The sequence below is a fragment of the Actinacidiphila yeochonensis CN732 genome (assembly GCF_000745345.1).
GTDB classification, from domain to species: domain Bacteria; phylum Actinomycetota; class Actinomycetes; order Streptomycetales; family Streptomycetaceae; genus Actinacidiphila; species Actinacidiphila yeochonensis.
Genome location: NZ_JQNR01000004.1, coordinates 1,330,171 through 1,345,372, shown reverse-complemented (window position 1 = coordinate 1,345,372; position 15,202 = coordinate 1,330,171). Strand labels below are relative to the sequence as shown.

Here is a 15,202-nt window from a genome sequence, read left to right as displayed (position 1 = left end):
CGCGCGACAGCGACCGCGGCTCGTACCGCCCCCTAAGGCGCCCCTAAGGAGAAGAGTCGAATGACCAGTCAGGACACCGGGCACGTCCCCGCCGGCGCACCGGACCTGCAGGACGCGATCGCCGTGACCGGCCTCGCGTGCCGGTTCCCCGGCGCGCCCGACGCCGAGACCTTCTGGGCGAACCTGGTGGCGGGCCGGGACAGCGTCACCTTCCGCACCCGGGAGGAGCTGGCAGCGCTCGGGGTTCCGGACGACCGCCTGGCCGACCCGCGGTTCGTCCCGGCCGGGGGGGTGCTGGACGGCATCGACGAGTTCGACGCCGGGTTCTTCGGCGTGACCCCGCGCGACGCCGCGCTCATGGACCCTCAGCACCGCCTCTTCCTGCAGTGCGCGGTCACCGCGCTGGAGGACGCCGGGCAGCCCGTCCAGGACGTCGCGGGCGGTGTGGGTGTCTACGCGTCGGCCGGCTTCAACTCCTACCTGACCCACCACCTGCTGCCGCACGCCGCCGAACTGGCCGACCGCGCCGACATGCAGTGGCTGGCCGCCGGCGACAAGGACTACCTGGCCACCCAGACGTCCTACCGGCTCGGTCTCACCGGGCCGAGCCTGAGCGTGCAGAGCGCCTGCTCCTCCGCCCTCGTGGCCGTCCACCTGGCCGGAGAGGCACTGCTCAGCGGCGAGTGCGAGGTGGCCCTGGCAGGAGCCGTCTCCGCGGGTGTCTCCCAGGGCCTGGGCTACCTGCACACCGAAGGCGGCATCCTGTCGGCGGACGGCCGCTGCCGCCCCTTCGACGCCGCCGCCGACGGCACCGTCTTCGGCGGCGGCGTCGGCGTCGTGGTGCTCAAGCGGCTCGACGACGCCGTCGCGAACGGCGACACGGTGCGGGCCGTCCTGCTCGGCTCGGCGGTGAACAACGACGGCGGCCGCAAGGTCGGCTTCACCGCGCCGGGCCTGGAAGGCCAGGTCCGGGTGATCGCCGCCGCGCAGTCCGTCGCCGCTGTCGGCCCCGAGGACATCTCCTGCCTTGAGGCGCACGGCACCGGCACCGCGCTCGGCGACCGCATAGAACTCGCCGCCCTCGACCGCGTCTTCGCCGACGCTCCCGACCCCCGCAGGGTGCTCGGATCGGTCAAGTCGAACGTCGGCCACCTGGACACGTGTGCCGGTATGGCCGGACTGATCAAGACGGTCCTGGCGCTCCAGCACCGCACCCTGCTACCCACCGCGCACTTCGAACGCCCTTCGGCCGGACTGGACCCCGGCAGCTTCCGGGTGCTCACCGCCGCGGAGCCCTGGCCCGGCCGGCAGGGCACCCGCACGGCCGGGGTGAGCTCCTTCGGCATCGGTGGCACCAACGCCCACGTGATCCTTCGGGACGCCCCGCCGCGGCCCCGCCGGGCACCGGGCTCGGACACGGACGGCGGCTGGCAGGTGCTGCCGCTGTCCGCCCGTACCCCGGAGGCGCTGGACGAGCTGGCGGTACGGCTGGACGCGGCGCTCGCGCGGCCCGGCGCCCCGGCCCTCGCCGACGCCGCGCACACCTTGCAGACCGGGCGTACGCACCGCCTCTGGCGCCGAGCCGGCATCGCGGCGCCCGGTCGCGCGGCGGCGCCGGCCGCGCCGCGCCGCGATCCCGTGCCCGCCGCGGACACCCCTGAAGCGGTGGCCTTCCTCTACCCGGGGCAGGGCGCCGGGACCCCCGGCATGGCGGCGGAGCCGTACGCGGAGGAGCCGGTGTTCCGGGCCGCCCTGGACCGGTGTCTGGAGGCCCTTCGGCCGTGGACGGGCGCGCCGCTGCGCGAGCTGCTGCTGGACCCCTCGCAGCCGGACGCGTTCGACCGCACCGAGGTCGCCCAGCCTGCCCTGTTCGCCGTCGAGTACGCCCTGACCGAGTGGTGGAGGGCCCTGGGCGTACGGCCGGCGGCCCTGGCCGGGCACAGCGTCGGCGAACTGTCCGCCGCCTGCGCCGCCGGGGTGTTCGCCCTGCCGGATGCCGCGCGGCTGGTCGCCCGGCGAGGCGAACTGATGGGGCGGATGCCGGCGGGAGCGATGCTCGCGGTGCCGCTGCCCGAAGCCGAGCTGCGCCGCCTCCTCGGCACCGCGTGCGCCGGGGCCGGCTCGGCCCGGGGTCCCCGCCGGAGATCGCCGCCGTCAACGCGCCCGACCGCTGTGTGGCGGCCGGTGAGCCGGCCGCCGTCGAAGAGCTGCGGGAGGTGCTCGCCGAGCACGGTGTGACGGCCCGCCCGCTGTCCGTCCGGCACGCCTTCCACAGCCGCCACGCCGACGCGCTGCTCGACGACTTCGCCGCGCTCGTCGCCGATACGCCCGTCCAGGAACCGAAGATCCCCGTCGTCTCCTCCCTGACCGGTCGGCTGCTCACCGCCGAGGAGGCGTCCTCGCCCCGGTACTGGGCTCGCCAGCTCCGGGAGGCCGTCCGCTTCGCGGACGCCCTGCGGGCCCTGCCGGACTCCGCCGCGCTGCTGGAGGCGGGCCCGGGCACCGCGCTGTCCGGCTTCGCCCGCCGCACCCTCGGCGGGGACCGGCTGGTCCTTCCGGTGCTCGGAGGGCCCCGCGGCGGGGGCGGCGAGCCCCCTGCCCGGCTCACCGCCGTCGCCCGGCTGTGGGAACGCGGCGCCGACGTCGACTGGACGGCGCTGGGCGAGCGGACCGGCCGGGGCCGCGTCCCGCTGCCCACCTATCCGTTCGAACGGACCCGCCACTGGTTCGAGCCGTCGGCCCCCGCCGCGGCCGGAGCCCCGGCCGCGCACCGCCCGGCAGCCGCCGCCCCGGACCCCGCGGACGAGAGCACCGCTCCGGGGCGGACGGGCGACTGGCTGCACGTGCTCGCCTGGTCCCCCTCCGCGCCCCCGGCTCCCGCTCCCGGCACCACGCCCGGTACGGTCCTGCTGCTCGCCGACGCCTCGGGACTCGCCGAGGAGGTCGCCGCTCGACTGGCACACGACGGTGTCCGGGTGCACATGGTGCGCTCCGGAGCCCCTGACCTGCCGGGCGGGATCGGGCCCGAGGGCGAGGGGCACCGGCTGGACGCGGACAGCCAGGAGGCGTTCCGCGGCCTGGCCGCCGAGCTGTCCTCGCGGGGCACGCCGCCCGACGCGGTCGTCTCCTGCTGGGCGGTGGACGCGCCCGCCCTCGACCGCGCCCCCGTCGACGACATCGCGCGCTGCGCGCTGCGGGCCGTCACGGTGCCCGCCGCCCTCGCCCGGGCGCTGGGCGAGCGGTTTCCCGGCCGTCCCGTCCGTATGCTGCTGGTCAGCGACGCCGCCCTCGCCGTGGGCGGGCAGCCTCCCCGCGCACCGCACGCCGCCACGGCCCTCGGGCCCGCCCGGGTCCTGCCGCTGGAGCTCCCGGGCAGCACGGTGCGCGTGCTCGACCTGGACTGCGCGGGCCGCTCGCGCGCCGACCTCTCCCGGGCCGCGGACGCGGTGGTCGCGGAGCTCGCGGCGCTCGGCGGTGGAGCGGCCGAGCCGGTCGTCGCCGTCCGCGGGCGCGCGCGCCTGCTGCCGAGCACGGCGCGCCCGGCGCTGGACGACGGCGCGCGGTCGCCCGTCGGGCCTCCCGGCGGGGCCTGGCTGATCACCGGAGGCATGGGCGGCATCGGCACCGCCGTCGCCGCGCACCTTGCCGAGCGGGGCCGGACCCTCGTGCTCCTCACCCGCCGGCCGGTGCCCGACGGTCCGGACTGGCAGGTGATCAGGCCGAAGAACCGCGAGCCCGCGCGGTTCTGCCCTCCGGGGCCGGCCCGCGCTCTGGCCGAGCTCGCCGCGAAGGGTGCGGAGGTCTGCCTGGTCCAGTGCGACGTCGCCGATGAGCGGGGCCTGGCGGAGGCGCTCGACCAGGTCCGCCGGCGCTACGGCCGGATCGCCGGAGTCGTGCACGCGGCCGGCCTGCCCGGGGGCGGCGTCATGACCCTGCGCCGCCCCGAGGACGTCGCACGGGTCCTGGAGCCGAAGGTACGCGGCACGGTGCTGCTTCACCGGCTGACCGGACAGGACCGGCCGGTCATGGTGCTGTGCTCCTCCCTGCTGTCCGTGGCGGGCGCGGCCGGCCAGGCCGACTACGCCGGCGCCAACGCCTTCCTCGACAGCTTCGCGCACGCCACCGACACGGCCGTCTCCATCGGCTGGGACCGCTGGTCCGAGACCGGCATGGCCGTCCGGAGCGGCACCGCCGACTGGGCGGAGGGAGAAGGTGAGCCACTCGGCCACCCGCTGTTCGACGCCCGGCGCGACGGGCCCGACGGGAGTACCGACTTCCGGCTGCGGCGCGGCCCGCACACGACGTGGCTGTCCGACGAGCACCGCCTGGCGGAGGAGCCGGTCCTCCCCGGCACGGCCCTGCTCGACCTGGCACTCGCCGCCTACCGGCTGCTGACGGTGGCGGACCACGGGTGCGCGGAGCCGGCGGGTGACCCGGCCCCGGTCGAGCTGGACGCCGTCTTCACCAGCCCGCTGCGGATCCCCGACGCGCGACCGCCGGTGGTCGTCGTCCGGCTGCGGCCGCACCCGGAGGGCGGCCACGGCTGGGAGGTGCACTCCTCCGCGTCCGCCGGCCGCCCGCACGGCCAGGGACGCGTCCGCTCCCACGACGGGCCCCGCCCCGGCCCCCTCGACCTCGACGCACTGCGCGCTCCCGCCGCCCCGGCCGGCGCCCCGCGGGACCGGGGACCCGGCGGCCTGCTCGCCACCGGGCCCCGGTGGGCCTGCGTGGCGCGGACCCACCGGGACGAGGGGTCGGCCCTGCTCGTCCTGCGGCTGCCGGAGCACTGCCACGGGGACACCGCCGTGCACCCGCTGCACCCGGCGCTGCTCGATGCCGCCACCGGGGCCGTGGCCGAGGGCACCGGCGGCCACCTGCCCGCGGCCTACCGAAGGCTGATCGTCCACCAGGATCTCGCTGCCGAGGGGTACGCGCACATCGTGCTGCGCTCCGGCGACCCGGAGGCCGGCGGCACCCTCGTCGCGGATGTCACGCTCACCGGTCCGGACGGCCGGCCCGCGGCGGTCGTTGAAGGGTTCGTCCTGCGCCCGGTGCCCACCGCGCCGGACCGGGACCCGGCGGCCGGGGACCGCGGCGCCGACGGTATCCCCACCCGGCGCGGCCTGCGCGCACTCGACCTGGTCCTCGCCAACCCCCACCTGCCGCATGTGCTCGTCACCCCGCGGCTCGCGGCCGGGTCCGGCCGCGCCCGGCAGAGGCAGGACGCCGCACCCTCGAACGACCTGCCGGGACCTGACGGCCTGCCGGGGCGCGTCGCGCGGATCTGGGCGCGCATGCTCGGCGTGCCCGTCGTGGGAGCCGACGACAACCTCTTCGAACTCGGCGCCGACTCGCTGGCCGTCGTCCAGATAGCCGCCGAGATGCGGAACGCGGGGCTGGCGGTGTCGCCCGGCGACCTCTTCGCCCACCCCACCGCCGCCGCGCTGGCCGACCGGATCGGCGCGGAAGCCGCGGCACCCGCGGCCCTGGCCGAGGCCCGCGGCGGGCCGCGCCCCGGCGGAGGACGCCCCACCCGCCGACGCGCCGGGCCACTTCCCGGACGCGGATCTCACCACCGAGGACCTGGCGCGGGTGCTTCACCTGTTCCGGTCCGGAGAGGACACGCAGTGAACGGCATCGAGGACATCTACCCGCTCTCTCCGGCCCAGGAAGGGATGCTCTTCCACACCAGCACCTCTCCGGGACACGGCCTCTACGTCGAGACGACCACCTTCCGGCTCCTCGGCGAACTCGACCTGCGGGCGCTGACGGAGGCATGGCGGACCGTGGCCGCACGGCACCCGGTACTCCGCACCGGCTTCGTCCACGAGCGCATCAGCGCCCCGCACCAGGTGGTCCTTCCCGATGCGGACGTCCGGGTCGACTTCCGCGACCTGTCGGAACTGGACGAGGCGGCACGCGCCGACTCGGTCGCCGCGGAGGTCGCGCGCGGCAGCGCCGAGCCGTTCGACCTGACCCGGCCGCCACTGATGCGGCTGCTGGCCCTGCGGCTGCGCCCGGACGAACACCTGATGGTGTGGACGTACCATCACATGATCCTCGATGGCTGGTCGGCAGCGCTGCTGATGGCCGAGGTCACCGCCGAACTGGGACAGCCGGGCGGCAGTTCGGCGACGCCGCCGCCGTTCCGGGAGTACGTCGCCTGGCTGCGCCGGCAGGATCCCGAGCGCGACCGCGTCTTCTGGACCGACTACCTGGCCGGCTACCGCGAACCCGCGGTGCTCACCCTGCCCGGCACCCGGCCGGGCGCCAAGCCGTCGGGCGGCTTCCGAACCGTCCGTGCCCTCCTCCCCGCCCGGACCTCCGCGCGGTTGCGCGCCGTGGCGGCGGCCCGGTCGATCACCCTGAGCAGCCTCGTGGAGGCCGCCTGGGCGGGCACCGTCGCCCGCTACTCCGGCCGGGACGACGTGGTGGTGGGCGTCACCGTCGCCGGACGGCCGCCGCTGGCGCGCGCCGAGGACATGATCGGCATGTTCATCAACACCGTTCCGGTGCGGGCGCGCGTCGAACCCGACGCCACGGCCGAGGAGTGGCTGGAGCGGTACGCGTCATCCCGCCACCCCGTGCTGGAACACCAGCACACCCCGCTCACCGACGTCGGGCGCTGGGCCGGGACGGACCACGGCGTACACCTCTTCGACACCGTCGTCGTCTTCGAGAACTACCCGGACCCGTCGGAGGCCGCGCTGTCCGGGACGGCGCTGCGGATCACCGACGTCCGCTACGAGACCCGTACCAACTACAACGCCACCCTGGTGGTGCGGGCCGCGGCCGAACTGCGCCTGCAACTCGTCGTGGACGCGGCCGTGTTCGGCGAGGGTGAGGCGGAAGGACTCCTCCGGCACGTCACCGCCGTACTGGAGCGCCTCGGCGACCGTCCGGCCATGTCCGTGCGCGAGCTGCTGGCGGTGCCGCAGGAGGACCGCGCCCTGCTGCTCGACCGCTGGAACGGTACGGACGTCGATCGCACCCCGCCACGCGCCCTGCTCGCCGACCTGATCGACGGGGCGCTCGCCGCCCGGCCGGACCACCCCGCGGTCGTCGCCGACGACGCGACGTACACCTACCGCGAGCTGGACGCCCGGGCCACCGCCCTCGCCCGGCGCCTGGAGGCCCTCGGCACAGGTCCGGGCGACCGCGTCGGCCTCTGCCTGGGCCGCCGCGCCGATCTGGTCACCGCCCTGCTCGCCGTCGCGCGGTCGGGAGCGGCGTTCGTGCCGCTGGACCCGGCGCACCCCGCCGAGCGGACCGCCTACGTGTTGCGGGACGCCGATCCCGTGCTGGTCGTCACGGACACCGCGGCGGCCCCGGGCCTGGAGGGCTGGGAGGGCGCCGTCCTGGACGTCACCCGCGAGGACCTCGCAACGGTCGCCGAGACGGAGGCCGCAGCTCCGCCGGCCGCCGACCCGGACGGCCTCGCCTACGTCATCTACACCTCCGGCTCCACCGGACGCCCCAAGGGCGTCGCCGTCGGCCACCGGGCCCTGGCCAACCTGGTGGACAGCCTGGCGCTGCGCCACCCGGGGCTCTGCCGGGACGACCGCTTCCTGGCGCTGACGACTCTGACGTTCGACACGTCGCTGGCCGAACTCCTGGTACCGCTCGCGGTGGGGGCCACCATCCACCTCGGGGGCCGGAAGCTCGGCCTGAGCGGCAGGGAGGTGGACGCCTACACCACCCGGCACGGCATCACCGCCCTGCAGGCCACACCGTCGCGCTACCGGGCGCTCCTCGACACCGGGTGGCAGGGCAGCGGGCGGCCGCGGCTGTACAGCTGCGGCGAGGCGTTCCCCCCGGACCTGGCCGAGCCGCTGGCCAAGCGGGGCCAGTCCGTCTGGAACATGTACGGCCCGACCGAGACCACCGTCTACTCCAGCGTGGAGGAGGTCCACGCCGAGACCACCCGGATCACCGTCGGACGCCCGATCTCCAACACCGTCCTCCGTGTCCTCGACCCGCGCGGCGACCTCGTTCCGATCGGCTGTGTGGGCGAACTGTGCATCGGCGGCGACGGCGTTGCCGAGGGTTACTGGAACCGGCCCGAACTGAGCGCCGAGCGCTTCGCGGCGGATCCGTACGCTGAAGGCTCGCGGATGTTCCGCACCGGCGACCACGCGCGCACCCTCCCGGACGGCCGGGTGGAGGTGCTCGGCCGGATGGACCGCCAGCTCAAGCTGCGCGGCTACCGCATCGAGCCGGGCGAGATCGAGCAGGTGCTGCTGGAGGCGCCGCAGATCGCGGCGGCCGCCGTCGCGGTGCGCGACGGCAGGCTCGTCGCCTGGACCGTGCCGGCCGACCGCACCGCCCCCGCCGAACCGGACCGGTTGCGCGAACGGCTGCGCCACCGCCTTCCCTCGTACATGATCCCCGAGATCCTGGTGGCCATGGACGAACTGCCGCTGACGCCCGCCGGCAAGACCGACCTGCTCTCCCTCACGGTGCCGTCCGACGAGCCGGCGCCGACCCGGTCCGACGCCCCCCGGGCCACGTCGCGTGAGCTGGAGGAGCTGGAGGAGCTGGTCGTCAGGATCTTCCGGGACGTGCTGGCCCTCCCCGAGGTCGGCCTCGACGACGACTTCTTCCACCACGGCGGAGACTCGCTGCGCGCCATGCGGGTGGCTTCCCGGATCCAGGCGGAGCTGGACCCGGACTTCGACGTCGAGATGCTCTTCTCCTACGCGACGGCGCGCGAGGTGGCCGCGGAAATCACCCGGAGCACCGCTGCCGCGGGCTGAGAGGCAGAGCCTCCCTCCTGCCGCTCCCGGCGGGCGGGGACCAGCGGGTCTGCCGGATGCGGCGGACCCGCTGGCTCGGCGGGCGGTCCCGCCCGTCACGCGGCGCGGGACGGCCCGTCAGGCACGGCCGTTGCGGTACAGGACGTCCCAGTGGTTCTTCTCGCGTGCGTACACGTTGCCGGCCGGTGACGTGTAGAGCTTCGTGCCGTCCCTACGCGCGCCGGCCCGCTTGAAGTGGCTGGGGATGTAGCGGTCCAGGCACCCGTCCCGCTTGGACATGTCCACCTTGTAGCCGTTGCGGTGCGAGTACGTGCCCGCCGTGTGGCCGACCTCGGTTCCGGCGGTGATGACCACCCGGCACTTGCTGAGCTTCTTGAAGGCGATGGCGCCCGCCACGGTCGCCTTGTTGATGTCGGTGAAGGACGTACATCCGCTCTTGTTCCAGTCGGCGCAGTTCCCGCTCGACGTCCACGAGATGCCCGCCTTGCGGAACTGGGCCGCCGCGTCGTTGTGCCGGGCGTACTTCGCGGGGGCGGCGTCCGCCGTACCGGCGGGCAGCAGGACCGAGCCCGTCACCGCGACAGCCAGGGCGGACCAGACCTTGTTCATCCGGAATCCTTCACGGGTGTGCCGCGCGTGTGCGCGGCGATATCCACCAGATGCGGTCTCGATTGTGACAACGCGCCCAAAGGGCGAGAATCCCTCGCGGGAGTGACGAGCGGGCGCCATGACGTTTCTGCGGCTGACGCCGCGACCCGCTCAGGGCAACCGCCCCCTTGGGTACGACCCCGATACCAGGCAGCCCTGGCCGGCGGCACCGGGGAGGGTGAACCAGAGCCGGAACCCCGTGAACAGAGCCGCCGTCAGGCCGGGCCGCACTGATACGGCCAGGTGCCGATGCCTGCCGCGCGTCGTCCGGACCCACGAGCCCCCGGCGCGCGACGGAGACACCCGGCCGGACCTGCCCGGAACGCTCGTCCGCCGGGGCGGCGCTCGTCCACCCGGTCGGCGCTCGTCCACAGGCCGGCCCCGGGGAAGCCCGGCCGCCGGGCCGGGACCGCGAGGAGCCGCGGACGCGTGTGCTGGTTCCGCCGTCAGGTTCCGCGGGGGCGCGGAGCGCGGTTCACGGCTTTCGGGCCACGGCACCGGCGATGCACCGCTGGGGCGCGTTCAGCGGTGCGAGCCGCGGAGCGTCCGGCCGCCACTCGGCACACCGGACCAGGCCCGGGGGAACCAGCTCCAGACCGTCGAACAGCTCCCGCAGTTCGGCCGCGGTGGAGAACGTGCCGCTGCCCATCATGCTGTGCAGGAAGATCTCCTCCATCTTCCGGGCCGTCGCGGTGTACTCGTCCTCCGGGTCCAGGAAGTGGCTGATCGCCACATAGGAGCCGTCCGGAAGCGCGTCGACGTAGGCGCGCATGATGTCCTTGCGCGTACGCGTGTGCTCGCCGTTGTAGTGGTGGAGCGTACCCATCTGCAGCAGCGCGACCGGCTTCCCCCAGTCCAGATGGGCGCGCACCGCGTCGTCGCGCAGCAGTTTCTCCGGCTCGAAGATGTCCGCGGAGACGAAGACGGCGTTCTCGTTCTCCTTCAGCAGCACCTGGCTGTGGGCCAGGACCGCCGGGTCGTTGTCCACGTAGACCACCCGCGAGTCCGGGTTGGCGCGCTGCACCACGTTGTGGGTGTTCTCCGCGGTCGGCAGACCCGAGCCGCAGTCCAGGTACTGGGTGATGCCTGCCTGGCCGGCCAGGAACCGGCAGGCGCGGATCAGGAAGCGGCGGTTCTCGACGGCCAGGTCCGCGGCCTCCGGAGCGACCTTCCGCACGGCCCGGACCACCTCGCGGTCCACCTCGTAGTTGTTGCCGCCGTTGAGGAAGGCGTCGTACACCCTGGCGATACTGGGTTGTGTCGTGTCGACGGACTCGGGAGCGGGCGTGTCGGATGTCGCGCTGGACATGGGGTGCCTCGCAGGCGGTCTCGACGGTCGGACGGGCAGGGTGAAGAACCGGGCATTCGGTGGACTGTCGGTCCGAGGAAAGCACCCACCGCGGCCGCGACCGTCAGCAACGGGCCGGACATCACCCGTTCGTGCGACATCCGGCGTCGTAACGGCCGCCACCTCGCCACCTGGACCGGATGAACCGCTTGTGCCGGCCGCGGGAAGCACGAGGACCGCGAGGGGCGGCCGGCGCCCCTCGCGGCCGCTGCGGGCGAAGAGCCCCCCGCGCCGCGCGCGCGGGGTCCGTGCCCGTTCCGTGGTCACCGGAGTGAACGGACCCCGTGTGCGAGGTGTTTCAGCAGAGGCCGGCCCGGCCCGCTACTTGTCGTCGCCGGTGAACTCCGGGTCCGTCCTCTGGTCGTAGATCTCCTTGCCGGCCGCGTTGTAGGCGTGGACGTACGAGGCCGGCATCGCGGCCCAGGGCTTGGCGGCGGACGTGCCCCGGAGAAGGCCGCCGCGCAGAAGAACGCGCCGCCTGCCATGACCGCCGGGTACTGCTTCGGGTTGTCACCGTAGCTGACGGTGATCTTGGCGACGTCCGACGTGTAGTGGCCCGCGCCCAGCGAGAGGTACTGCCCCTGGCCGGCCGGCCCACCGGTGGAGTCGAAGTACTCGACGACGTGGCCGGTCCCCCACAGGCGGTCGTTGATGAACGTCGCCGGGACGTCCTGGCTGGTGCCCCGGTCCCCCTTGGTCTCGCACTGCGCGTACTGACCGGCGGAGTCGACGGCGATGACCGCGCCGTCCCAGTCCTGCGAGGCGACGGGGGTGCGGACGGCGATCACCGCGTGGAACCTCGAAGCGTCCGGTCCGAGGCAGGAGGCCAGGATTTCGGCGACAGCCCCGGCCCCGATCGGGGTCGTGGCCACACTGGTGACGGTGGACCCGGCGGAGGCGGAGGCGGAGGCCGCAGGGGCGGAGGACGGCGCCGAGCCGGCGCCGACCGCCGGGGAGACCCGCGTCGGGCTCGGGCTCGCCGACGCGGCAGCGCCCGCCGCATGTCCGCCGCCGGCGGCCTGGACGGGCGCGGAGGCCCCCTCCCCGCCGAAGACGGCCACGGCCGCGACGCTCATCGCCGCGACGCCGGCGGCGATGCCCAGCGGCAGCCCCCACCTGCGGCCCAGCGACGTGTGCCGGTCGTCTGGATCGATCTTCATCATGAGCTCCTCGCGGATCCGCCGGTGGTTCGGCAGATCTCGATCGGGGGGAGGCGCGGGAACACCCTGCGTGTCATTCATCGTGCGGCCTCCTCCTGGGTGACGGGATTCCTGGAACTGGACGACGCCGGAACCCGGGGTCCGCCGGTGAGGTCGGCCCCCAACCTGCGCCGCGCCCGGTGCAATCGGGACTTCACCGTTCCGACCGCCACCCCCAGCGCCGCCGCGGCCGCCTGCTGGTCCAGGCCCGACCACACGCACAGCTCGACGACCTCGCGTTCGTGGCGCGGAAGCCGGGCCAGCGCCCGGTGGATCTGCGACATCCGACGCTCGTCGTCGACCAGGCCGGCGACGCGGTCCGCGTGGTCGCCCGCCGGCTCGTCATGCGAGACGAGCCGGCGCAGCAGCGCCTCGGCCCGGCGCAGCCGCCGCCTGGTGTTCGACACCAGGTGGTCGGCGATGCCCAGCAGCCACGGCAAGGCAGAGTCGCGGTCCAGCACGGTCTCCGACCGCCGGCGCCACGCGTGGAGGAACACCGTCGAGGTGAGGTCCTCGGCCTCGGACCAGTCAGCCGTCCGCCGGAACAGGTGGTTGTAGACGGTCTTGGCGTGGCGGTCGAAGAGCCGGCCGAACGCCTCCTGATCGCCGTCGACCGCCCGTGCCCACAGCTCCCGGTCGGATATCCCTCCGACAGGCGCGGTGGGGCCGGCGTCGTTCAGTTCCATGCGCTGTATGTGTCCGGCACCGGGTCGAAGGTTCCCGCTGAAGGCGCTTCTTCCTGACGGACACCGCGCGCGACCTCGCCGGCGGAACCGCCGGACTCCTCCCGGCCGCCCGCATCCCCGGGGAGTCGCGGTCAGGGCCGAGTGCGGCCGGGCGGCGGCGCCCACCGGCCTTGCCAGCCCTGTCTCCGCACCCCCGCGCGCAGCCGGAGATCGCAGGTGCGGCCGTCAAGTGCTGCTCGAAGCCGAGCCGTTCGGGTTCGGCGACGGGTGGGTGCTCGTCGGTCGGCCTGGCCCGGCGGCGCCGGTCGGGAAGTCCCCGGATCGGCCGCGGGCGGGCGGAGTCAGGGCGTTGTCCCCTCGATCCTCGGCGTCGTGAGCCTGGCTTGAGTGACACCGGCCGCGCGGAGCTCCTCGATGACGATTTCGAGGACGGTGCGGGCCATGAGTGGGAAGACGCCGCTCTTGCAGTCCAACCGGATCAGGGGGGCGTCCTCGTCGACGGCTACGTGGTTCGGCGTGTACCAGGGCCCAGGAGGGCCGGTGAGTCCGGCTATGCCGTCCGGCTGCACGCTGCCGTCGTTGGCGACGAGGTAGAGGCGCGGTTCTGCCGCGTTCAGCGCGACCGTCGCGCGGGCCGGATCATCGCAGTGCACAGCGATACGCCAGTCCTGGTCACAGGTGGTCCAACGGTCGACGTCGTATTCCATGACGAGGATCGGCAGCGTCAGGTGGTCCACGACGATGCCGTCCGGGTCGCTGAGGGACGCCGCTCCTTCCGCCATCCAGCGCGCGGCTCTGCCGTCGGCCTTCTGCGCGTAGGCCTCGGCGGCGTACCACACCGTCGTGCGGTCGCCGTTCCGTGCGATCTCGAACGGGATTTCCGCGTGCCGACGTTCGTCGACGCCCGCCGTGGCGACGATCCGGCATCCGAGATCGAGTGCGGCCCGCGGGTCGTCGGCGAGGGCTGCCATCAACTGACCTCTGTTCACCGGCCATGTCTACCAGAGCCCTCGGACATCCGAGCCGCGAGCGCGGCGACCGGCATCGGCGGGCCCGGTGGCGTCCGGCCCAGGAGGGCCGGCGACCCGGTTCGAGCGGACGTACCGGGTCCGGTCCGCAGAAGCCCGTATCCGGTACTCCGTGGCGCGGCCCGAGCCGGAACGGCGTGCGCGGCTCGCCGGGATCCGCGACGGCCGCGCCGCCAGGGTCACCCCGGCCGGGCGGAGGGCCGGCTCGGCGAGGGCGACGGTCTGCCCGTCAGCCGCGTCGGCGTCCGGCACGAGGCCGCCGTCGTCGCCTTCCACAGCGCGGAGCCGCCGCACGGCCACGCTGGTCAGCGGGCTTCGACGGTGACCGGGTCGGCGTGGTCGTGGTCGGAGGGCGTGGTGTGCGGTGGGGCGCCGCCTTCGCCGAACCGAACCAGTGCGAGCGCGCCCAGGACGGCGAGGCCGAAGCCCGCGACGGCGAGCGGGGCGAGGCCGGGGCGGGTGCGGTCGCCGAGCGCCACCACACCCACGATCGCGGGGCCGAAGGTCTCGCCGATCACCATCGCCGCGGTCGCGATGGTGACCGAGCCGTGCTGGAGGGCCGAGGTGAGCAGCAGGAAGGCCGCGCCGCCGCCCACCAGCACGGCGTACGTCGCCGGGTCGGAGACGATCGCGCCGGGCGACAGGTGGGGTACGAGCCGCACGGCCAGCGTCACCACGCCGAAGCCCAGGCCCGCGCCCAGGCCGAGAGCGGCCGACCGCGCCCGTCGGGGCAGCCGGCCCGCGGCCGGCCCCGCGACCAGCACGACGCCGGCGGCGGCGAGCGCCGCCCAGCGCAGCGCGGGCGTCCCGGACCCGTGCCCCTCACGGCCGGAGGCCACCACGAGCACTCCCAGACCGAGGCACACCACGCCCACCGCGGCCCACTCCACCCGCCCCAGCGGCGTCCGGAGCATCCGGGCCGCCACGACGGCCGTGACGGCGAGGCTGGATGCCAGCGCCGCGCCGACCGCGTAGATCGGTACCGTGCGCAGGGCGGCCAGTTCCAGTCCGAACCCCACCGTGTCGAGGGCCAGGCCCAGCACGTACCAACCCTGGCGCATCGCCTGGACGACCAGGCGCGCGTCGACGCCCGCCGCCTCCGCCCCGCCCGCCGTCCTCCGCGCGGCGACCGCCTGGAACACCGACGCCGTCCCGAAACACACCGCGGCGCCCAGCGCGCACACCAATCCCATGACCACATCGCGACTCTACGGTCCGCCGCGGCCTCCTTCGCCCCCTCCCCCCGCCCTGGACCATCCCGGCACCAGGACGCACGGTGGGCGGCGGATGTCGCGCGTGGCCTGGGCCGGGACGGCGAGCGGGATGACGACGACGTCGGGCCGGTCCTTCGAGCTGGCGCGGCAGATGGATCAGGGCCTGCTCGAAGCGCGCTCCAGGACACCCGGTGTTGGGGCACCCGCTCCTCCGGTTCCGGCGCGCGGAAGTTTTGACACAACCTTGGGAAAGCGCTCTCTCATCGCGCCGGGCCGGTCCGCGGGACACTCTCCCTGTTTGACGGGGCGTCATGAGGCGGGTC

Annotated in this window: 8 protein-coding genes; 2 read left to right on the top strand and 6 right to left on the bottom strand. The window is 74.8% G+C overall.

Translation table 11 applies throughout. The features are described 5' to 3' along the window. Positions 1-60 precede the first annotated feature (60 nt). Positions 61-2,238, top strand: a complete 2,178-nt coding sequence (locus tag BS72_RS39200; protein WP_078901256.1) for a type I polyketide synthase — start codon at positions 61-63, stop codon at positions 2,236-2,238. Then, on the top strand, positions 2,175-8,756 hold the full coding sequence (locus BS72_RS39195; protein WP_198545857.1) for a non-ribosomal peptide synthetase: 6,582 nt from the start codon (positions 2,175-2,177) through the stop codon (positions 8,754-8,756). The genes BS72_RS39200 and BS72_RS39195 overlap by 64 nt, the downstream gene beginning before the upstream one ends. Before the next feature lie 117 nt (positions 8,757-8,873). Here the strand turns inward: BS72_RS39195 and BS72_RS12145 are convergent, their stop codons facing one another. From BS72_RS12145 to BS72_RS12115, 6 genes are all read right to left on the bottom strand, one after another. Further along, positions 8,874-9,365, bottom strand: a complete 492-nt coding sequence (locus BS72_RS12145; RefSeq protein WP_037909303.1) for a hypothetical protein — start codon at positions 9,363-9,365, stop codon at positions 8,874-8,876. Between the two features lie 514 nt (positions 9,366-9,879). Further along, positions 9,880-10,713, bottom strand: a complete 834-nt coding sequence (locus BS72_RS12140; protein ID WP_037909301.1) for an SAM-dependent methyltransferase — start codon at positions 10,711-10,713, stop codon at positions 9,880-9,882. Between the two features lie 302 nt (positions 10,714-11,015). Further along, positions 11,016-11,912, bottom strand: coding sequence for a hypothetical protein (locus BS72_RS12135; protein WP_232792344.1), 897 nt, complete (start codon positions 11,910-11,912; stop codon positions 11,016-11,018). Positions 11,913-11,989: 77 nt separating this feature from the next. Then, complete coding sequence (locus tag BS72_RS12130) at positions 11,990-12,637, bottom strand: RNA polymerase sigma factor (protein ID WP_037909299.1); 648 nt, start codon at positions 12,635-12,637, stop codon at positions 11,990-11,992. Positions 12,638-12,978: 341 nt separating this feature from the next. Further along, the gene (locus BS72_RS12125; protein WP_037909297.1) at positions 12,979-13,608 is read right to left on the bottom strand and encodes a hypothetical protein; all 630 of its coding nucleotides are present in this window, start codon (positions 13,606-13,608) and stop codon (positions 12,979-12,981) included. Positions 13,609-13,970: 362 nt separating this feature from the next. Next, complete coding sequence (locus tag BS72_RS12115; RefSeq protein ID WP_051951042.1) at positions 13,971-14,852, bottom strand: hypothetical protein; 882 nt, start codon at positions 14,850-14,852, stop codon at positions 13,971-13,973. Positions 14,853-15,202: the final 350 nt, after the last annotated feature.